Below are 19,065 nucleotides of genomic sequence, written 5' to 3' on the forward strand. Positions count from 1 at the left end.
CGTGGCGAGGGGATTTATCCCCGCTGGGCCAGCCCCAATGGGTCAAAACGGATACGTCCGGTTGGCCGCGCTGAAGCTTTTGGGGTCGCTTCGCAACCCAGCGGGGATAAATCCCCTCGCCACAGAGATCTTGCATCACAAAAGAAACAAGCCTGTGACCCGCGGTTCTATCGAATTTTCAGGAGTTGCAAATGGCCAAGAAACCCCGGTCTGCCACCTTTATCAATGACCCGCTCTGGTACAAGGACGCGGTCATCTATCAAGTCCACGTCAAATCCTATTTCGACTCCAACAACGACGGGATCGGCGACTTTCCCGGGCTGATCGAGAAGCTCGACTACATTGCCGACCTGGGCGTCAACACCATCTGGCTGCTGCCGTTCTATCCTTCGCCCCGGCGCGATGACGGTTATGACATCGCCGAGTACCGTGGCGTCAGCCCCGACTACGGCACCATGGCCGATGCGCGGCGCTTCATTGCCGAGGCCCACAAGCGCAACCTGCGGGTCATCACCGAGCTGGTCATCAACCACACCTCGGACCAGCATCCCTGGTTCCAGCGCGCGCGCAAGGCCAAGAAGGGCTCGAAGGCGCGTGATTTCTACGTCTGGTCGGATGACGATCACAAGTACGACGGCACGCGGATCATTTTCCTCGATACCGAGAAGTCCAACTGGACCTGGGATCCGGTGGCCGGCCAGTACTTCTGGCACCGCTTCTATTCCCACCAGCCGGACCTCAACTTCGACAACCCGCAGGTCATCAAGGCCGTGCTGTCGGTGATGCGCTACTGGCTCGACATGGGCATCGATGGCCTGCGCCTGGACGCGATTCCGTACCTGATCGAGCGCGACGGCACCAACAACGAAAATTTGCCCGAGACTCATGACGTCCTCAAGTTGATCCGCGCCGAGATCGACGCCAATTACCCCGACCGCATGCTGCTGGCCGAGGCCAATCAGTGGCCGGAAGACACCCAGCTGTATTTTGGCGATGTCGACGCTCAAGGCCTCAATGGCGACGAATGCCACATGGCGTTCCACTTCCCGTTGATGCCGCGCATGTACATGGCGCTGGCCCAGGAGGATCGTTTCCCGATCACCGACATCCTGCGCCAGACTCCGGAGATTCCAGCCAATTGCCAATGGGCGATTTTCTTGCGCAACCACGATGAGCTGACCCTGGAAATGGTCACCGACAAGGAGCGCGATTACCTATGGAATTACTACGCGGCCGATCGCCGGGCGCGGATCAACCTGGGCATTCGCCGTCGCCTGGCGCCGCTGATGGAGCGCGACCGTCGCCGCGTGGAATTGCTCAACAGTTTGCTGCTGTCGATGCCCGGTACGCCGACTTTGTACTACGGCGATGAAATCGGCATGGGCGACAACATCTACCTCGGTGACCGCGACGGCGTGCGCACGCCGATGCAGTGGTCCATCGACCGCAACGGCGGTTTCTCCCGCGCCGACCCGGCGAGTCTGGTGCTGCCGCCGATCATGGATCCACAGTACGGCTACCTCTCGGTGAACGTCGAGACCCAGGCCGGCGACCCGCACTCGCTGCTCAACTGGACCCGTCGGATGCTCGCGGTGCGCAAGCAGTCCAAGGCCTTCGGCCGGGGCACGCTGAAAATGCTGTCGCCGAGTAACCGCCGGATCCTTGCCTACACCCGTGAATACACCGGCCCGGATGGCAAGCATGAAATCATTCTCTGCGTCGCCAACGTTTCACGTAGCGCCCAGGCGGCGGAGCTGGACCTCTCGGCCTATGCCGGCATGGTCCCGGTGGAAATGCTCGGGGGTAATGCCTTCCCGCCCATCGGTCAGTTGAATTTCCTCCTGACCCTGGCGCCGTACGGCTTCTACTGGTTCGCCCTGGCGGCGGAAAACCAGATGCCGAGCTGGCATGTGGAACCTGCGCAGAGCCTGCCGGACTTCACCACGCTGGTACTGAAAAAGCGCTTGGAAGAATTGCTCGAGGCGCCGTCACGCACCACGTTGGAGCAGAGCATTCTGCCAAGCTGGCTGCAGAACCGTCGCTGGTTCGCCGGCAAGGACAGCGCTATCGAGAAAGTCGACATCGTCTATGGCGTGCGCTTCGGTGATCCGCAACGGCCTGTGCTGTTGAGCGAAATCGACGTGACCAGTGCCGGTCAGACGCTGCGCTATCAACTGCCATTCGGTCTGTTGGCCGAGGACCAGGTGGGCCCGGCGCTGCCCCAGCAACTGGCCTTGTCGCGGGTCCGCCGGGGGCGTCAGGTCGGGCTGATTACCGATGCGTTCACCCTGGAGAGCTTCGTGCGAGCCGTGATGCAAGGCATCCAGGCCAACACGGTATTGCCGTGCGCCGATGGCGAGTTGCGTTTTGAACCCACCGCAGGCCTGGCGGCGCTGAACCTTGGCGCCGAGCCGGAGGTGCGCTACCTGTCCGCCGAGCAGTCCAACAGTTCGGTGGTGGTTGGCGGCAGCCTAGTGCTCAAGCTCATCCGCAAGGTCGCGTCGGGCGTGCATCCGGAACTGGAGATGAGCGCTTACCTGACCGCTGCCGGCTTCAGCAATATTTCGCCGCTGCTGGGTTCGGTGATTCGCCGCGACGCGAGGGGCGAGGATGCGCTGCTGATGATCGCCCAGGGTTACCTGAGCAATCAGGGTGATGCGTGGGAATGGACACAGAACAACCTCGAGCGCGCCTTGCGCGACGAACTGGCGGACGCGGTGTCCGAACAGGAACAGCACTACAACGCCCTGGGCGAGCTGAAGGACTTCGCCGGCATGCTCGGCCAGCGTCTGGGGGAAATGCACAAGGTGCTTGCCCAGCCCACCGACAACCCGGACTTCGCGCCGCAGGCCACCAGCACCAAAGAGGCCCAGGCGATCGGCAAGGACGTTGTCGCCCAGGTGGAAAACGCCTTGCGTCTGCTCAAGCAGAACCAGGGGCAATTGAACCCGGCGGACCAAGCCATGGTCGCACGCTTGCTGGAACACAGGAAAACCGTGCTGGCCCATGTCCAGGAACTGGCCGGCAAGGCGGCCGGTGGCTTGCGTATCCGGGTGCATGGCGACCTTCACCTGGGGCAGGTGCTGGTGATCAAGGGCGACGCCTACCTGATCGACTTCGAGGGTGAGCCGGCGCGGCCGTTGCATGAGCGGCGTGGCAAGCACAGCCCGTACAAAGACGTCAGCGGCGTGCTGCGTTCCTTCGATTACGCGGCAGCGATGGCGGTCCAACTGCACACCGTGGACACGACGGCCGACGCCGATGCGGCGCGCAAACGGGTCGCCGACCGCTATTTGATTGAGGCCCGCCAGGCATTTGTCGAGGCGTATCGGCTGGCGGCAGCTAGTCTTGCCCATGAATGGAAGGATGCTGAAGGCGAGGACGCCGCGCTGGCGTTGTTCGGCCTGGAGAAGGCGGCCTATGAAGTGGCTTATGAAGCCGAGAATCGCCCCGCCTGGCTGCCCGTGCCGTTGCACGGTCTGTACGGGCTGTTGAGTGGGCTGCAACCCTTTTCCGATTTAGCCGGACCGATTTAGTGGAGAGAATCATGAGCGTCTCGAACAAGGAAACCCAGGGGCAGGCCAAAGAGGCATTGTTGCCGGCCCCCCGCGACATCGACGCGCTGGTGCGCGCCGAACACCAAGATCCGTTCTCGATCCTGGGCCCGCATGGCGACGGGGCGGGCGGACAATTTATCCGCGCGTACCTGCCCGGTGCGTTGAGCGTGCATGTGCTCGCCCGTGACGGCGGCGAGGAGCTGGGCGAATTGCAGGCCACCGAAACGCCGGGCCTGTTCGTCGGCCATTTCGACCGCGCACAGCCGTACCTGCTGCGCACCCGTTGGGCGGGCGGCGAGCAGGTTGCCGAAGACCCCTACAGCTTCGGCCCGCTGCTGGGGGAGATGGATCTTTACCTGTTCGCCGAAGGCAATCACCGCGACCTCAGCGCGTGCCTCGGTGCGCAACTGAAGACGGTTGATGGCGTCGACGGTGTGCGCTTCGCGGTCTGGGCGCCGAACGCGCGCCGGGTGTCGGTGGTGGGGGACTTCAACGTCTGGGACGGGCGCCGGCATCCAATGCGCATCCGTTATCCGTCCGGCGTGTGGGAGATATTCATCCCGCGGCTCGGTCCGGGTGAAGGCTACAAATACGAAATCCTTGGCGCCCACGGCATCCTGCCGCTCAAGGCCGACCCGGTGGCCCTGGCCACCCAGATGCCACCGGACACGGCATCCAAGGTCGCCGCGCCGTTGAAAATCGAATGGCAAGACGACGAGTGGATGCAAAGCCGCCGCGAGCGCCAGCTACCCGGCGCGCCGCTGTCGATCTACGAGTTGCATGCCGGTTCCTGGCAGTGCGAGATCGACGAGGCGGGGGAGGTTTCCCGGCAGTACAACTGGCATGAAATGGCCGAGCGGTTGATTCCCTACGTCAAGGACCTGGGCTTCACCCACATCGAACTGATGCCGATCATGGAACACCCGTTTGGCGGCTCGTGGGGCTATCAACCGCTGTCGCAATTTGCCCCAACCGCGCGTTTCGGTTCGCCCGATGATTTCGCCGCGTTCGTCAACGCCTGCCACCAGGCCAATATCGGCGTGATCCTCGATTGGGTGCCGGCGCATTTCCCGACCGATACCCACGGCCTGGCCCAGTTCGACGGGACCGCGCTGTATGAATACGGCAACCCGCTGGAAGGCTTCCACCAGGATTGGGACACGCTGATCTACAACCTCGGGCGCACCGAAGTCCATGGGTTCATGCTGGCCTCGGCCTTGCATTGGCTCAAGCATTTCCATGTCGACGGCCTGCGGGTGGATGCGGTGGCCTCGATGCTGTATCGCGACTATTCGCGCAAGGCCGGCGAGTGGGTACCCAACCGCCACGGCGGACGGGAGAACCTGGAAGCCATCGACTTCCTGCGCCACCTCAACGACGTGGTTGCACTGGAGACGCCCGGCGCGCTGGTGATTGCCGAGGAGTCCACGGCGTGGCCGGGTGTCAGCCAGAGCACGCAGCAGGGCGGCCTGGGTTTCGCCTACAAATGGAACATGGGCTGGATGCACGATTCGCTGCATTACATCCAGCAGGACCCGGTGTACCGCGCTCATCACCACAACGAACTGAGCTTCGGCCTGGTTTACGCCTGGTCCGAGCGTTTTGTCTTGCCGATTTCCCATGACGAAGTGGTCCACGGCAAACGCTCGCTGATCGACAAGATGCCCGGTGACCGCTGGCAGAAATTCGCCAACCTGCGCGCCTACCTGAGCTTCATGTGGGGCCATCCCGGCAAGAAACTGTTGTTCATGGGCTGCGAGTTTGGCCAATGGCGCGAGTGGAACCATGACCAGCAATTGGACTGGTACCTGCTGCAATACCCCGAGCACCGGGGCGTGCAGAAGCTGGTGAGCGACCTGAACCGGCTCTATCGCGAAGAACCGGCGCTGCATGACCAGGACGATGCGCCGCAAGGCTTCCAATGGCTGATTGGTGACGATGCGGTCAACAGTGTCTATGCATGGCTGCGCTGGAGCAAGGATGGCCGGCCGGTACTGGTGGTCGCCAACTTCACGCCGGTGCCGCGCGAGGCGTATCGGGTCGGCGTGCCGTTTGGCGGACGCTGGGTGGAATTGCTCAACAGCGACGCCGACACCTATGCCGGTTCCAACTATGGCAACGGCGGCGGTGCATCCACCGAGGCGATCCCCAGCCATGGCCAGGCGCTGTCGCTGGAACTGAACCTGCCGCCGCTGGCGGTGCTGATCCTGCGACCGGAGGGATAGGCCCGGATTCATTTGGATCACATTGATCCAATGTGGGAGCGAGCTTGCTCGCGATGGCGGTCAGTCAGTCACAAAAGTGCTGACAGACACTCCGCTGTCGCGAGCAGGCTCGCTCCCACAGTGCTGAGCTAAAAGTCCTCAGCCTCTCAGCGCACCAGGCACGGCTGCTTGTTGTTGAATGTCCAGCCCGGGATCAGATACTGCATCGCCACCGAATCATCCCGCGCCCCAAGTCCCATGCCTTTGTACAACTCATGAGCCTTGGCCAACTGGTCCATGTCCAGTTCGATCCCCAGCCCCGGTTTCTTCGGCACCTGCACGCAGCCACCGCGGATCTGCAAGGGCGCCTTGGTCAGCCGTTGGCCGTCCTGCCAGATCCAGTGAGTGTCGATGGCGGTGATGTCGCCCGGTGCGGCGGCCGCGACGTGGGTAAACATCGCCAGGGAAATATCGAAGTGATTGTTGGAGTGAGAGCCCCAGGTCAGGCCCCATTCATTGCACATTTGCGCCACCCGCACCGAACCCTGCATCGTCCAGAAATGCGGGTCCGCCAAGGGAATGTCGACCGACTGCAACGTAATCGCGTGACCCATTTCGCGCCAGTCGGTGGCAATCATGTTGGTGGCGGTCTTGAGGCCTGTGGCGCGACGGAATTCGGCCATGACTTCACGACCCGAATAACCATTCTCGGCACCGCAAGGGTCTTCGGCATAGGCCAGCACCTTGTGCTGGTCACGGCACAGGCGGATGGCCTCCTTGAGTGACCAGGCGCCGTTCGGGTCCAGGGTGATGCGCGCCTGGGGGAAACGCTCGGCCAACGCCGTCACCGCTTCGATCTCTTCATCGCCCCTGAGCACGCCGCCCTTGAGCTTGAAATCCTCGAAGCCATAGTGCGCGTGGGCCGCCTCGGCCAGACGTACCACCGCGTCAGCGTCCAGGGCTTTTTCGTGGCGTACGCGGAACCAGTCGTTTTCAGCCTGCGGTTCGCTGCGGTAGGGCAGGTCGGTCTGCTGGCGATCACCGACGTAGAACAGGTAGCCGAGCATCTTCACTTCATCGCGCTGCTGGCCTTCGCCGAGCAGGGCGGCGACCGGTACATCCAGGTGCTGGCCGAGCAGGTCGAGCAACGCAGCTTCCAGGCCGGTGACGGCGTGGATGGTGATACGCAGGTCGAAGGTCTGCAGGCCGCGACCGCCGGCGTCACGATCGGCAAAGGCCTGGCGTACGCTGTTGAGGATTTTCTGGTAGGTGCCGATCGGGCTGCCAACCACCAGTGAGCGAGCATCTTCAAGGGTCTGGCGAATGCGCTCACCGCCGGGCACTTCGCCCACGCCAGTATGCCCTGCGTTGTCCTTGAGAATCACGATGTTGCGGGTGAAAAACGGGCCATGGGCACCGCTGAGGTTGAGCAACATGCCGTCGTGGCCAGCCACGGGCACAACTTGCATGCTGGTGATGATCGGGGCTTTGCTGGTTTCTTGGGTAGTCATCGTGTACGGATCCTTGAGTTATTGTTGTGGTCAGGCGTGACTGGTAGCCGGGTCGGTGGAAGGCTTTAGGGTTTTCGGCTTGGGCGTATTGCGCGCGGCAAACACGATGATCGCGGCAATGATCGACGTGGCCGCCAGGCCATAGAGCCCGCCCTGGATCGAGCCGGTGTGCTGCTCAAGCAGGCCGAAAGTAGTCGGGGCGACGAATCCGCCGAGGTTGCCCACCGAATTGATCAGCGCGATGACACCGGCGGCGATCCGTGCGTCCAGGTAGGCCTGGGGGATCGGCCAGAACAGCGAAGAGGCGGACTTGAAACCCAGGGCCGCAAAGCAGATCGCAACGAAAGCGAAGATCGGCCCGCCGGTGGTGGACATGAACATGCCTGCCGCAGCGATCAACAGGGCAGCGGCAACCCAGGCCTGCTGGAACTTCCATTTGGCCGACAGCGAGGCGAAGGCGTACATGCCGACGATCGACAGCAGCCAGGGAATCGAATTGAACAGGCCGACCTGAAGGTCGCTGAGCTCGCCCATCTTTTTGATAATGCTCGGCAGCCAGAAGGTCGCCGCGTAGATGGTCAGTTGGATAAAGAAATAGATCAGGCAGAACAGGATGATCTGGCGGTCCTTGAGCAATTGGCCGATCGACAGTTTGATCGGCGTCGCCGCTTCACGGGCCGCCTGTTCATCGTCGATGGCCTTGACCAGCGCATCCTGCTCGTCGCGACTGAGCCACTTGGCGTCGTGAGGCTTGGAGTCCAGCCAGAACCAGACGAACACACAGAGGCAGACCGAAAACATCCCCTCGATGAAGTACATCCACTGCCAGCCGTGCATGCCCAGGCCGTTGATCTGCAAAAGCAGCCCCGACAGCGGGCCGGAGATCAGCGAAGCGATCGCCGAGCCGCTGAGGAAAATCGCGATGGCCTTGCCGCGCTCGACGCCGGGCAGCCACCGCGTGAAGTAGTAGATCACGCCGGGAAAGAAACCGGCTTCGGCCACACCCAGCAGGAAACGCAGGATGTAGAAGTGGGTTTCGTTCTGGATGAAGGCCATGCCTGCCGCCACCAGGCCCCAGGTGAGCATGATGCGGGTCAGCCAGATACGGGCGCCGATGCGTTGCAGGAGGATGTTGGACGGGACTTCGAACAGCGCGTAGCCGATGAAGAACAGGCCGGCGCCAAAACCATAGGCGGCTGCGCCGATGCCCAGGTCGTGCTCCATATGGGAACGGACGAAGCCGATGTTCACACGGTCGATGTAGTTGACGATGAACATGATGACGAACAGCGGCAGGATGTGGCGCTTGACCTTGGATATGGCCGAGGACAGCACCGGATCCGCGCCGGCATCTGCCTTGAGGCTGGATGAGTTCACTGGATTTTCTCCCACTGTTTATTTTTATGCGGGGCATCGTGCAGGTGCCGATGTTGATAGACATCATACAAGTTGATTTTTTTATCTGACAAGCAGTTTTTGAGCACGATTGGATTGAATGTGGTCATCCTTATACCGTGTTTGTTGGCTTTGATGAGGTTGTGGCCGGATTGCTCAGGCGTTGAGACAGCAAACGCCTGGTGAGCTTTCCAGGATTAAGCCAGCGTGATATTGGCTGTTGTCATACAAGTTGGCCTGCATCCGCAAACAACTCCGACGCGGCGGATGGTAGGATCGACGAGCCTGTTTTCAAGGAACCCGTGGCACATGCAGCAAGACACTCAAACGCCTCTGCGCAAGCGCACCCACAACCTGGCCCATGACCTGGTGGCGAAGTTGAGCCAGAGCATCCTGCTGGGGCAGTTGAAGCCTGGAGAGAAACTGCCGTCGGAGGGTGCTTTCGTGCGCGAGCATGGGGTCAGCCGCACGGTGGTGCGCGAGGCGATCTCCAAATTGCAGGCCTCGGGGTTGGTGGAGACTCGCCATGGCATCGGTACTTTTGTGCTGGAGCAGACGGGAGAGCAGGGGCTGAGGCTCAACGTCGATACTGCAGCGGGCGTGCGCGGGATTCTCGAATTGCGCCTGGGCCTGGAAACCCAGGCCGCGGCGCTGGCGGCCCAGCGCCGCAGTGAGGAGCAATTGCAGCAGATGCGCCAGGCGCTGGACGACTACCAGCGCTTGCTCAACAACAACGACAGCTGCGTCGAGGCTGACCGGCGTTTTCATTTGCTGATTGCTGAGGCCACGGATAACAGCTGTTTTGTCGAAATCATGCAGCACCTGGGCAGTGCGATGATCCCCCGCACCCGGGTGAACATGGCCGAACGCGGCCAGGCGGACCTGGGCAAGCTGGCGCAGTTTGCGAACCTGGAGCACGAGGCGATTTTCAACGCCATCCAGCGCCAGGACCCCGATGCCGCCCGCGCCGCCATGTGGCTGCACCTGACCAACAGCCGCGACCGGTTTGGCGCAGGGACCTGAAAGATCCGCGTCGCCTGGTCTGTCGCCTTCGCGAGCAAGCTCGCTCCCACATTCGATTGCAGGCGCTGCCGGATTCCGCGCCATGGCGAATCCCCCGTGGCGAGGGAGCTTGCTCCCGCTGGCCTGCGCAGCAGGCCCCTTGCATTCTCGCAGTCTGATCGCGTCAGCCGGTTTTGCGACTGCTGCGCAGTCGAGCGGGAGCAAGCTCCCTCGCCACGGGGCCGGTGCAGGCAAAAAAAACCGGCGCAACCAAAGTTGCGCCGGTCTGCTGCCAGTGGTCACGCGGATATCGTGGGTCCGCGCAGCCACCGTTTTGCCTGTTGCCGGTTACGCCCGCTCCAGTGCGAGAGCCACGCCCTGACCGCCGCCGATGCACAGTGTCGCGAGGCCTTTCCTGGCGTCGCGCTTGATCATTTCATGCAACAGCGTCACCAGCACCCGGCAACCCGATGCCCCGATCGGATGGCCCAGGGCAATGGCGCCGCCGTTGACGTTGACCTTGTCCATGTCCCATTGCAGTTCCTTGGCGACAGCCAGGGATTGGGCGGCGAAGGCTTCGTTGGCTTCGATCAGGTCAAGTTGATCCAGCGACCAGCCGGCCTTGTCCAGGCAGCGACGGGTGGCCGAGACCGGGCCGATGCCCATGATGGCCGGGTCGACACCGGCGTTGGCGTAGGCACTGATTTTTGCCAATATCGGCAAGCCCAGCGCCTTGGCTTTTTCCGCGCTCATCAGGATCACGGCGGCGGCGCCATCGTTGAGCGAGGACGCATTGCCCGCAGTGACGCTGCCGTCTTTCTTGAAGGCCGGCTTGAGCTTGGCCAAGGATTCAGCGGTAGTACCGGCGCGGGGCTGCTCGTCAGTAGCAAAGGCCACCGGATCGCCCTTGCGCTGGGGAATCAGGATCGGCGTGATCTCATCGGCGAAACGCCCGCCTTCGATGGCGGCGACGGCTTTCTGATGGGACGCCGCGGCGAAAGCATCCTGCGCCTCGCGGCTGATGCCGTATTTGTCCACCAGGTTCTCGGCGGTGATGCCCATGTGGTAATCGTTGAACGCGTCCCACAGGCCATCGGTGATCATGCTGTCGATCATCTTCGCGTGGCCCATGCGCAAACCGGTGCGGGCCGCTGGCAACACGTACGGGGCCAGGCTCATGTTCTCCATGCCGCCGGCGATGATGACTTCGGCATCGCCGCAGCGAATCGCCTGGGCGCCCAGGTGCAGCGCCTTGAGACCCGAGCCGCAGACCTTGTTCAGAGTCAGTGCTGGCACGGCATGGGGCAGGCCGGCGAGGATCGACGCCTGGCGCGCCGGGTTCTGTCCGGAACCTGCAGTCAATACCTGGCCGAGGATCACTTCATCGACCTGCTCGCCGGAAAGACCGGTCTGTTCCAGCAAGCGACGGATCACCGCGGCGCCAAGTTCCGGCGCGGGAATGGCCGCCAGCGAGCCCTGGAAGCTGCCGATGGCGGTACGGGTAGCGGCGACAATCACGACTTCTTGCATCGAATCTCTCCTCACTGGGCAGCGAACTGCATTTCAGGTACGTGGTCCGGCACGATCAGCTTGCCGGCGGTCTTGGCGACGATTTCCTCGACGCTGACGCCTGGGGCACGTTCCTTGAGAATAAAGGCGCCGTCCTGGATTTCCAGGTAGGCGAGGTCAGTCAGTACGCGCTTGATGCAACCGGCGCCGGTCAGCGGCAGGCTGCAGCGCGGCAGCAGTTTCGACTCACCGTCCTTGGACGCATGGGTCATGGTGACGATGATGTTCTCGGCACCGGCCACCAGGTCCATCGCGCCGCCCATGCCCTTGACCAGCTTGCCGGGAATCATCCACGACGCGATGTTGCCCTCGACGTCGACTTCGAACGCGCCGAGTACGGTCAGGTCGATGTGGCCGCCACGGATCATGGCGAAGGATTCGGCCGAAGAAAAGATCGAAGCACCGATGCGCGCGGTAACCGTCTGTTTGCCGGCGTTGATCATGTCCGCATCGACTTCGGCTTCGGTGGGGAACGCGCCCATGCCGAGCAAGCCGTTTTCCGATTGCAGCATGACTTCCATGCCTTCGGGAATGTAGTTGGCTACCAGGGTCGGGATGCCGATACCGAGGTTCACGTAGTAGCCGTCCTGCATTTCGCGGGCGACGCGCTGAGCCATTTGTTCGCGGGAAAGTGCCATGGTGTTATTCCTTCATTCGGGCCGGGGGCAGGGGATCACTTACGCACGGTGCGCTGTTCGATGCGCTTTTCGAACGTGCCGCAAATGACCCGGTCGACGTAGATGCCGGGCGTATGGATGTGCGCCGGGTCCAACTCGCCGGGCTCGACGATTTCCTCGACTTCGACCACGGTGATCTTGCCCGCCGTGGCGGCCAGCGGATTGAAGTTCTGCGCGGTATGGCGATAGACCACATTACCGAAATGGTCTGCCTTCCAGCCTTTGACGATGGCAAAGTCACCGGTGATGGACTCTTCCATCAGGTACTGGCGGCCATGGAACTCACGCACTTCCTTGCCTTCGGCCACTGGCGTGCCGACGCCGGTGGCGGTGAAGAAGGCCGGGATGCCAGCGCCACCCGCACGCATTTTTTCCGCAAGGGTGCCTTGAGGGGTGAGCACGACTTCGATTTCGCCACTCAAAAGTTGCTGCTCGAACAGGGCGTTTTCCCCCACGTAGGAGGCGACTACCTTGCGGATCTGCCGGTCCTCCAGCAGCACGCCGAGGCCGAAACCGTCGACGCCGCAGTTGTTGGAAACCACGGTGAGATCGCGGGTGCCCTTGCGCTTGATCTCGGCGATCAGGTTTTCCGGGATACCGCACAGGCCGAAGCCGCCGGCAATGACAGTCATGCCGTCCTTCAAGCCCTCAAGCGCTTCCTCATAGGAGCTCACGCGTTTGTCGAAACCTGCCATAGACACCTCTTTTATTCTTGAGTGGGGTCGCAATGAAATGCAGTGTTGCGCCAAGTCATATATTTGTTAAGTTGATTTTTACGTGGGATTGATTGATAAAACTCAATAGTTGCTGCCCTTCACTTGCAGCTTGAAACTCACTGCTTGCCGCTGGGAGCGCAGCGACCATGACCCTCAAGCAAATCCGCGCCTTCCTCGCCGTGGCCCAGAGCCTGAGCTTCGCCGTCGCCGGCGAGCGGCTGCATCTGTCCCAATCGGCCCTGAGCCTGACGATCAAGGCCCTGGAAGAAGGACTCGGCGGTCGCCTGTTCAGTCGTAACACCCGTAACGTGGCGTTGACGCCCGAAGGTGAATCGCTGCTGCCATTGGCACGCCGCCTGGTGGCCGACTGGGAAAACGCCGAGGATGAAATGCGCCAGCGCTTCACCTTGCAGCGCGGCCGCGTGACGCTGGCGGCGATGCCCTCGTTTGCCGGCAACCTGCTGCCGCCGATCCTCAAGACCTTCCGCGCCCGGTTCCCGAATGTCAACGTCACGGTCAACGACGTGATCAACGAGCAGGTGCTGGAAATGGTCCGCGATCGTCACGTGGAACTGGGCGTTGCGTTCGAGCCGATGCAAAGTTCATCGCTGGCGTTCACGCCGTTGTACCTGGATCGCTTCGTCGCGGTGGTGCCGCTGGATTCGCCGCTGGCCAAGCTCGGCGAGATCCGTTGGCAAATGCTGCTGGAGCAGCCGTTCATCACCTTGCAACGACCCTCGACGGTACGGGTGATGCTCGAAGAGCATCTGCAGGCTCGCGGTATGAAATTGCCGGTCGAGTTTGAAAGTCATCAGTTGGCGACAGTCGGACGGATGGTTGCCAGCGGCCTGGGCGTGAGCGCCGTACCGGCCCTGTGTGTCGGCCAGATGCACGAGCTGGGCGCCCGCTGCATCATCCTCAGCGATCCGGTAATAGAGCGGGCCATCGGCGTGCTGACCAAGCCGGGTCATGAATTGTCGGCGGCGGCCCAGGCGATGTTCGATACGCTCAGGGATCAGGATATGGGCGCGCAGTTACCTTCGGCATAACCCAATCCCTGTGGGAGCGAGCTTGCTCGCGATAGCGGTGTGTCTGCCAACATTGATGCAACTGATCCAACGCTATCGCGAGCAAGCTCGCTCCCACAGTGGATGGCGGTGTTAGATCAGCAATGGCAACAAGGCTTCGCAAGCCACTTCAACCTTCAGATCCAACAGCTCATCGGCGCGGGTCTTGCCTCGGTTGATCGCCAGCAGCGGCTTGCCCTGATCCTTGATCGCCCGGCACAGGCGAAAGGCCGAATACGCCATCAGCGATGAACCCACCACCAGCAATCCATCCGCTTGCCCGACTGCCTCGGTGGCGCGAGTCGCGGTAGCGGCGGCGACGTTTTCACCAAAGAACACCACGTCGGGTTTCAAGCGTTCGCCATCGCAATGCGGGCAACGGGGGATTTGAAAGCGGGCCTCGAAGGCCGGGTCCAGCAAGGTATCGCCGTCGGGCGCTTGCACCGCATCGACACCGGCCAGGTACGGGTTCTGGTCCTCCATCAACAACTGGATCTGCTGCCGCTCGCTCGGCTGGCCGCAGTCCAGGCATAGCACCCGATGCAGGCTGCCGTGCAACTCGATGACATCGCGGCTCCCGGCCCGGTCATGCAAGGCGTCGACATTCTGGGTGATCAAGCCGCTGATGCGCGCCTGGCCCTGCAACGCCGCCAAGGCCTCATGGGCCTGGTTCGGCCGTGCCTGGCGCAAGCGTGGCCAGCCCAGCATCGCTCGCGCCCAGTAGCGCCGCCGCGCTTCGGGCCTGGCGAGGAACTCCTGGTACATCATCGGTTGCCTGCCCCGTCGCACGCCGTCGCTGTCCCGGTAATCGGGTATGCCGGACGGCGTGCTGATGCCCGCTCCGGTCAGCACCAGGTAGCGCCGTCCGGTCAGGTATTCGTGCAATTGTTCGACGGGGTCACGGTGAAGATCGTCGGGCATGGGTGTACTCCGCTGGCCTGGATTCCTTGAGGGTAGCATCGGCTTCGCCAAGCGCCTTTCGTCGCCCGCCGAAGGTGATTGTTCAAACTTTCCCGGCGCGCGCGACATCCACCTTATGTGCGGTATTTCAGCGCTCTCGCACTGCGGTGCGTCGATGAACACTGATTAAGGAGAAGGTAAATGGCAACCCCTAAAGAGAACCTGCTGGATTGGCTCAACGACGCTCATGCCATGGAACAGCAAGCGGAGAAAATGCTCAAGGCCCAGGCCGAGCGGCTGGAGCACTACCCCGTGCTCAAGGCGCGGATCGAACAGCACATCGAAGAGACGCTCGGCCAGCAGAAGCTGGTGGAACAATGCATCCAGCGCCTGGGCGGTAGCCCGTCGATGCTCAAGGACATGGCCGGCAAGCTGATGGCGTTCGGTCAAGCCATGGGTGGCATGGCGATGAGCGACGAAGTGGTCAAGGGCGCCATGAGTGGCTACGTCTTCGAGAACCTGGAAATTGCTTCGTACACGGTGCTGATCGAAGCGGCGAAAGTGGCCGGCGATGTGGAAACGCAAAAGGCCTGCGAGCAGATTCTGCCGCAGGAAATCGCCATGGCTGAATGGCTGCGCGATCATCTGCCGGAAATCACCCAGGCGTTCCTTGAGCGTTCGGCCAATCCGCATACCGAAGCCAAGCGCTGAGGTGCAATGCGAGGCGCGGCCCGGCACGGTTCGGCCGCGCCAAACCTGCCATCAACCGCAAAGAGGACAGGTATGAAGCAGACCACCGGTGAGGTTAGAGCCATCAATCGACAGAGTGCCAGGGTGGGCGTCTATGTGGCGGAAGAAGACGGCCATACGGTGCTCGAGCTAGGCCCCGCCAATGATGTCGACATTGGCGATGTCATTGAATGGAACAGCGGAGCGGCCCTTGGCACGCAGACTTATCGCAACCTGACCAAAGGCTGGACCGACGAAGTGTATGTAGCGAAGCACGGCGTCGCGGCGGCCAACCTTGAAGTTCAATTACTGGTGGGATCCTGACGACAGCGGACCCCTGGAGGACAAACATGAGCGAACTGCAGTGTGGCTGCCCCGGCTGCCATTGCGAGGTAGATCCCGAACGGGTGTTCAATCATGACGGCGAGGCCTATTGCAGCCAGGCCTGCGCGGAACAACACCCGAATGGCGAGCCATGTCCGGCGGCGGATTGTCATTGTGAACAAAGTGGCAAGGTCGGCGAGCGGGACATTACCAATAACCAACTGGATGAAGCGCTGGAGGAAACGTTCCCGGCCAGCGATCCGATTTCACCCTGAACATCGCTTTATCCGGGCATCGGCGACAGGGTGCCCGGACACCGCAAGCCGGTCAGTGCGGTGGTGCAAGACAACACCGGCAGCTCGCGAGTTTTGGCTTCCTGGAACGGCGCGCGGCCTGGGTGACGAGACCGGTGCAATGGGGTGCTGGCGCCATCCGGCCCTTGGCGGACAGCGTGGAAAGACACGCACTGTTTTTGAGGTTTGGAGTAGGTCCCTGTGGGAGCGAGCCTGCTCGCGAATGCTATTTATCATTCGATATGAATGTTGAACTTTCTACCGCTTTCGCGAGCAGGCTCGCTCCTACATTGTTTGGTATTTGCTGTTGTTAATTGATCGCCGCTTGTGCGATAGCCGATTTCAATACATGCCAAGCGCAGCGGTATATAAATAAGACGATGACCGTTCGTCGCCGTTTGAAGCACTTTCTTCAAACCTTGAGCGGTTCAGGTTTTCCGAATAAGTACGAGCCAACGGGGTTCGCAAATAGCAACTAACGAGGTGAATGAAATGGCAAATACAGGCAATAACAACCCTGGCAATTTCGCTAACGATCGTGAGAAAGCATCGGAAGCCGGCAAGAAAGGCGGCCAGGCATCGGGTGGCAACTTCGCCAACGATCCGGAACGCGCAGCCGAGGCCGGCCGTAAGGGTGGCCATATGTCGGGTGGCAATTTTGCCAACGATCCGGAACGTGCCGCAGAGGCCGGCCGCAAAGGTGGTCAAGCCTCGGGTGGCAATTTTGCCAATGACCCTGAACGGGCTTCTGAAGCGGGCCGCAAAGGTGGCCAGGCGTCGGGTGGCAACTTTGCCAACGACCGGGAAAAAGCTTCCGAAGCCGGTAAGAAAGGCGGTGAAAACAGCCACGGTGGCGGTCGTAAATCGTAATGTCCCGTGGTCTCTGCAGGCCCCATGCCGTTGGCATGGGGTCTGTTCCGGCCACTATCGATTTAAATAGCGTCGGTCATGTCATGCCCGGCTCCGTTTGTTCACTTATATTAAGACGTGGATGAGTTTCTGTTGATTGAAACTACCATTCGTCTTCTGCCTTGAATAAAAAACAAATCTTATCCGTTTAACTTCTTCTGACTTTCATGGGCCTGCCGTCGGCAGTGTTCTCATGAGTGTCCTGATCGAGGAGTTCTACCATGTTCGTACATAACAAACGACTGCAATATACCGTGCGTGTCGCTGAGCCCAATCCAGGACTGGCCAATCTGTTGCTTGAACAGTTTGGCGGCGCCCAGGGCGAGTTGGCGGCGGCGTCGCGCTATTTCACCCAGGCCTTGTCCGAAGATGATCCGGGCCGCAAAGACCTGCTGATGGACATTGCCACCGAAGAGCTCAGCCATCTGGAGGTGATCGGTTCGATCATCGTCATGCTGAACAAGGGTGCCAAGGGCAAGATGGCTGAAGGCGTCGAGCAGGAGGGCCAGCTGTACCGGGAAATCAACGGGGCCGGCAATGACTCGCACATCACCAGTGTGCTGTATGGCGCCGGCTCGCCGTTGACCAACTCGGCCGGTGTGCCATGGACCGCCGCCTACATCGATACGATCGGCGAACCGACGGCGGACATGCGTTCGAATATCGCCGCCGAGGCCCGGGCTAAAATCGTTTACGAGCGGCTGATGAACGTCACTGACGATCCTGGTGTGAAAGAAGCCCTGGGCTTCTTGATGACCCGGGAAATCGCCCACCAGCTGTCGTTCGAAAAAGCCCTGCATTCCATCCAGCCCAACTTCCCGCAAGGTAAACTGCCAGGCATGCCGGAGTTCACCAACGTGTACTTCAACATGTCCCAGGGTGAACCTACCGTGCGCGGTCCATGGAACCAGGGCGACGATTGGGAGTACGTCGAGAATCCGACGCCAGCGGTCGACGGCGGCGATGGCCTGGCCAGCGTGCAGTTGAGTGAAAAGGACGAGGCACTGTTGATGGACATGAAGGCGCGGACGATGTCCAATCCTGAAAGCAATCCCACCACGGGCGCCGACTTGGGTTCGGGGATGCAAGGTGACAAACTGTAAGAAGTTGGCGAGGGGGCCTTGCCCCCCCGCCCGAAAATTCCGCCCGATCGTTCTGCCAATGCGCTCGGCGGTCGGGTATTGCACGGCCAAATCAACAAGGACCTTTGATGGACCAGCCCACCTCCCGGATCCGATCGCCCTGGCGTACCTGGCTTGATCCTGTGCAAAACAACCTGCTGCTGGGCGTGAGCTTCTGGCTGGGATTGGCACTGGTCGCCGTACTGCTGCTGTATAGCGGCTACAACGCCCTGGTGGGGGCCGATCGTCAACACCTCGGCTATGCGGCGTTGGGTGGGTTATCCGGTTTTGCCGCTACCGCGCTGGGGGCGATGATGGCGGTGGTGCTACGCGATATCTCGTCGCGCACCCAGGACATCATGCTCGGTTTCGCTGCCGGGATGATGCTCGCGGCCAGCTCGTTTTCGCTGATATTACCGGGGATCGAGGCTGCGCAGATCATTTGCGGCAACCAGTTGCTTGCTGCCTTGGTGGTCGTTATCGGCCTGGCGCTGGGCGTCGCGCTGATGGTCGGGCTCGACCGCTTCGTGCCCCACGAACATGAGCTGAGTGGGCGCCGCGGTCCCGAGGCCAAGCGCATCAACCGGGTGTGGTTGTTCGTCCTCGCGATCACCCTGCACAACCTGCCGGAGGGCATGGCCATCGGCGTCAGCTTTGCCAATGGCGATCTCAAGGTCGGTCTGCCCCTGACCACCGCCATCGCGATCCAGGACATCCCCGAAGGCCTGGCCATTGCCATGGCGCTGCGTGTGACCGGGATCAGCACCCTGCGGGCCGCACTTATCGCGGTCGGCTCGGGATTGATGGAACCGCTGGGCGCGGTGATCGGCCTGGGCATGTCCTCGGGCGTGGCCGTGGCTTACCCCATCAGCCTCGGGCTGGCGGCGGGGGCGATGATCTTCGTGGTTTCCCATGAAGTCATTCCGGAAACCCATCGCAACGGCCACGAGACACCCGCGACCCTGGGCCTGATGATGGGCTTTGCGGTGATGATGTTCCTCGATACCGCGCTGGGTTAAAGCGCACCCGAAACCCTCTGTCCAGGCGTGCACGGATTTTCTTGAACATCCGCATTTTGCTCCGGGTCAGTG

The 19,065-nt window shown here is 61.5% G+C and carries 16 protein-coding genes; 10 read left to right on the forward strand and 6 right to left on the reverse strand.

Going from position 1 to position 19,065, the window contains the following annotated elements; all coding sequences use genetic code 11:
- Window positions 1–191 precede the first annotated feature (191 nt).
- Together treS and glgB are read left to right on the forward strand one after the other, a co-directional pair.
- The gene (gene treS / locus J3P84_RS10760) at window positions 192–3,536 is read left to right on the forward strand and encodes a maltose alpha-D-glucosyltransferase (protein WP_434630074.1); all 3,345 of its coding nucleotides are present in this window, start codon (window positions 192–194) and stop codon (window positions 3,534–3,536) included.
- 11 nt (window positions 3,537–3,547) lie between these two features.
- A complete protein-coding gene (glgB, locus tag J3P84_RS10765) occupies window positions 3,548–5,782 on the forward strand; it encodes a 1,4-alpha-glucan branching protein GlgB (RefSeq protein ID WP_434630076.1) in 2,235 nt (744 codons plus the stop codon).
- A gap of 146 nt (window positions 5,783–5,928) precedes the next feature.
- On the opposite strand, the gene gudD is transcribed toward glgB, so the two are convergent.
- Window positions 5,929–7,272 carry a glucarate dehydratase gene (gene gudD, locus J3P84_RS10770; protein ID WP_434630078.1) on the reverse strand — a complete coding sequence of 448 codons (1,344 nt, stop codon included), beginning with the start codon at window positions 7,270–7,272 and terminating at the stop codon, window positions 5,929–5,931.
- A 30-nt stretch (window positions 7,273–7,302) separates the two neighbouring features.
- Complete coding sequence (locus tag J3P84_RS10775; RefSeq protein ID WP_434630080.1) at window positions 7,303–8,649, reverse strand: MFS transporter; 1,347 nt, start codon at window positions 8,647–8,649, stop codon at window positions 7,303–7,305.
- A gap of 327 nt (window positions 8,650–8,976) precedes the next feature.
- On the opposite strand from J3P84_RS10775, the gene J3P84_RS10780 reads away from it, so the two are divergent.
- On the forward strand, window positions 8,977–9,690 hold the full coding sequence (locus J3P84_RS10780) for a FadR/GntR family transcriptional regulator (protein ID WP_434630082.1): 714 nt from the start codon (window positions 8,977–8,979) through the stop codon (window positions 9,688–9,690).
- A gap of 327 nt (window positions 9,691–10,017) precedes the next feature.
- Here the strand turns inward: J3P84_RS10780 and J3P84_RS10785 are convergent, their stop codons facing one another.
- The 3 genes from J3P84_RS10785 to J3P84_RS10795 are packed head-to-tail and all read right to left on the reverse strand — an operon-like array spanning window position 10,018 to window position 12,610.
- A complete protein-coding gene (locus J3P84_RS10785; RefSeq protein WP_434630084.1) occupies window positions 10,018–11,199 on the reverse strand; it encodes an acetyl-CoA C-acetyltransferase in 1,182 nt (393 codons plus the stop codon).
- Between the two features lie 11 nt (window positions 11,200–11,210).
- Complete coding sequence (locus tag J3P84_RS10790) at window positions 11,211–11,876, reverse strand: CoA transferase subunit B (RefSeq protein ID WP_003180355.1); 666 nt, start codon at window positions 11,874–11,876, stop codon at window positions 11,211–11,213.
- A gap of 35 nt (window positions 11,877–11,911) precedes the next feature.
- Window positions 11,912–12,610, reverse strand: a complete 699-nt coding sequence (locus tag J3P84_RS10795; RefSeq protein ID WP_434573329.1) for a CoA transferase subunit A — start codon at window positions 12,608–12,610, stop codon at window positions 11,912–11,914.
- Between the two features lie 167 nt (window positions 12,611–12,777).
- On the opposite strand from J3P84_RS10795, the gene J3P84_RS10800 reads away from it, so the two are divergent.
- Window positions 12,778–13,680: a LysR substrate-binding domain-containing protein gene (locus tag J3P84_RS10800; RefSeq protein WP_434630086.1), complete on the forward strand. Its 903-nt coding sequence runs from the start codon at window positions 12,778–12,780 to the stop codon at window positions 13,678–13,680.
- A gap of 111 nt (window positions 13,681–13,791) precedes the next feature.
- Here J3P84_RS10800 and J3P84_RS10805 read toward each other — a convergent pair whose 3' ends face one another.
- Window positions 13,792–14,619, reverse strand: coding sequence for an NAD-dependent protein deacetylase (locus J3P84_RS10805; RefSeq protein ID WP_434630088.1), 828 nt, complete (start codon window positions 14,617–14,619; stop codon window positions 13,792–13,794).
- Between the two features lie 180 nt (window positions 14,620–14,799).
- Between J3P84_RS10805 and J3P84_RS10810 the strand changes: the two genes are divergently transcribed.
- The 6 genes from J3P84_RS10810 (at window position 14,800) to J3P84_RS10835 (ending at window position 18,993) form a co-directional block, all read left to right on the forward strand.
- On the forward strand, window positions 14,800–15,309 hold the full coding sequence (locus J3P84_RS10810; protein ID WP_305500226.1) for a ferritin-like domain-containing protein: 510 nt from the start codon (window positions 14,800–14,802) through the stop codon (window positions 15,307–15,309).
- A gap of 72 nt (window positions 15,310–15,381) precedes the next feature.
- Window positions 15,382–15,651, forward strand: coding sequence for a hypothetical protein (locus J3P84_RS10815; protein ID WP_434573334.1), 270 nt, complete (start codon window positions 15,382–15,384; stop codon window positions 15,649–15,651).
- A gap of 26 nt (window positions 15,652–15,677) precedes the next feature.
- On the forward strand, window positions 15,678–15,926 hold the full coding sequence (locus J3P84_RS10820; RefSeq protein ID WP_305500228.1) for a metallothionein: 249 nt from the start codon (window positions 15,678–15,680) through the stop codon (window positions 15,924–15,926).
- Between the two features lie 510 nt (window positions 15,927–16,436).
- Window positions 16,437–16,814 carry a general stress protein gene (locus J3P84_RS10825; protein WP_039589227.1) on the forward strand — a complete coding sequence of 126 codons (378 nt, stop codon included), beginning with the start codon at window positions 16,437–16,439 and terminating at the stop codon, window positions 16,812–16,814.
- Window positions 16,815–17,074: 260 nt separating this feature from the next.
- Complete coding sequence (locus J3P84_RS10830; RefSeq protein WP_434557679.1) at window positions 17,075–17,956, forward strand: manganese catalase family protein; 882 nt, start codon at window positions 17,075–17,077, stop codon at window positions 17,954–17,956.
- Window positions 17,957–18,063: 107 nt separating this feature from the next.
- The gene (locus tag J3P84_RS10835) at window positions 18,064–18,993 is read left to right on the forward strand and encodes a ZIP family metal transporter (protein WP_434630091.1); all 930 of its coding nucleotides are present in this window, start codon (window positions 18,064–18,066) and stop codon (window positions 18,991–18,993) included.
- Window positions 18,994–19,065 lie beyond the last annotated feature (72 nt).

Source organism: Pseudomonas sp. Z1-29, from assembly GCF_051131995.1.
Taxonomy (GTDB): Bacteria; Pseudomonadota; Gammaproteobacteria; order Pseudomonadales; family Pseudomonadaceae; genus Aquipseudomonas.

Coding starts and splice junctions, on each gene's coding strand:
- treS (WP_434630074.1), top strand. CDS start 192: ATGGCCAAGAAACCCCGGTCTGCCACCTTTATCAATGACCCGCTCTGG.
- glgB (WP_434630076.1), top strand. CDS start 3,548: ATGAGCGTCTCGAACAAGGAAACCCAGGGGCAGGCCAAAGAGGCATTG.
- gudD (WP_434630078.1), bottom strand. CDS start 7,272: ATGACTACCCAAGAAACCAGCAAAGCCCCGATCATCACCAGCATGCAA.
- J3P84_RS10780 (WP_434630082.1), top strand. CDS start 8,977: ATGCAGCAAGACACTCAAACGCCTCTGCGCAAGCGCACCCACAACCTG.
- J3P84_RS10785 (WP_434630084.1), bottom strand. CDS start 11,199: ATGCAAGAAGTCGTGATTGTCGCCGCTACCCGTACCGCCATCGGCAGC.
- J3P84_RS10790 (WP_003180355.1), bottom strand. CDS start 11,876: ATGGCACTTTCCCGCGAACAAATGGCTCAGCGCGTCGCCCGCGAAATG.
- J3P84_RS10795 (WP_434573329.1), bottom strand. CDS start 12,610: ATGGCAGGTTTCGACAAACGCGTGAGCTCCTATGAGGAAGCGCTTGAG.
- J3P84_RS10800 (WP_434630086.1), top strand. CDS start 12,778: ATGACCCTCAAGCAAATCCGCGCCTTCCTCGCCGTGGCCCAGAGCCTG.
- J3P84_RS10805 (WP_434630088.1), bottom strand. CDS start 14,619: ATGCCCGACGATCTTCACCGTGACCCCGTCGAACAATTGCACGAATAC.
- J3P84_RS10810 (WP_305500226.1), top strand. CDS start 14,800: ATGGCAACCCCTAAAGAGAACCTGCTGGATTGGCTCAACGACGCTCAT.
- J3P84_RS10815 (WP_434573334.1), top strand. CDS start 15,382: ATGAAGCAGACCACCGGTGAGGTTAGAGCCATCAATCGACAGAGTGCC.
- J3P84_RS10820 (WP_305500228.1), top strand. CDS start 15,678: ATGAGCGAACTGCAGTGTGGCTGCCCCGGCTGCCATTGCGAGGTAGAT.
- J3P84_RS10825 (WP_039589227.1), top strand. CDS start 16,437: ATGGCAAATACAGGCAATAACAACCCTGGCAATTTCGCTAACGATCGT.
- J3P84_RS10830 (WP_434557679.1), top strand. CDS start 17,075: ATGTTCGTACATAACAAACGACTGCAATATACCGTGCGTGTCGCTGAG.
- J3P84_RS10835 (WP_434630091.1), top strand. CDS start 18,064: ATGGACCAGCCCACCTCCCGGATCCGATCGCCCTGGCGTACCTGGCTT.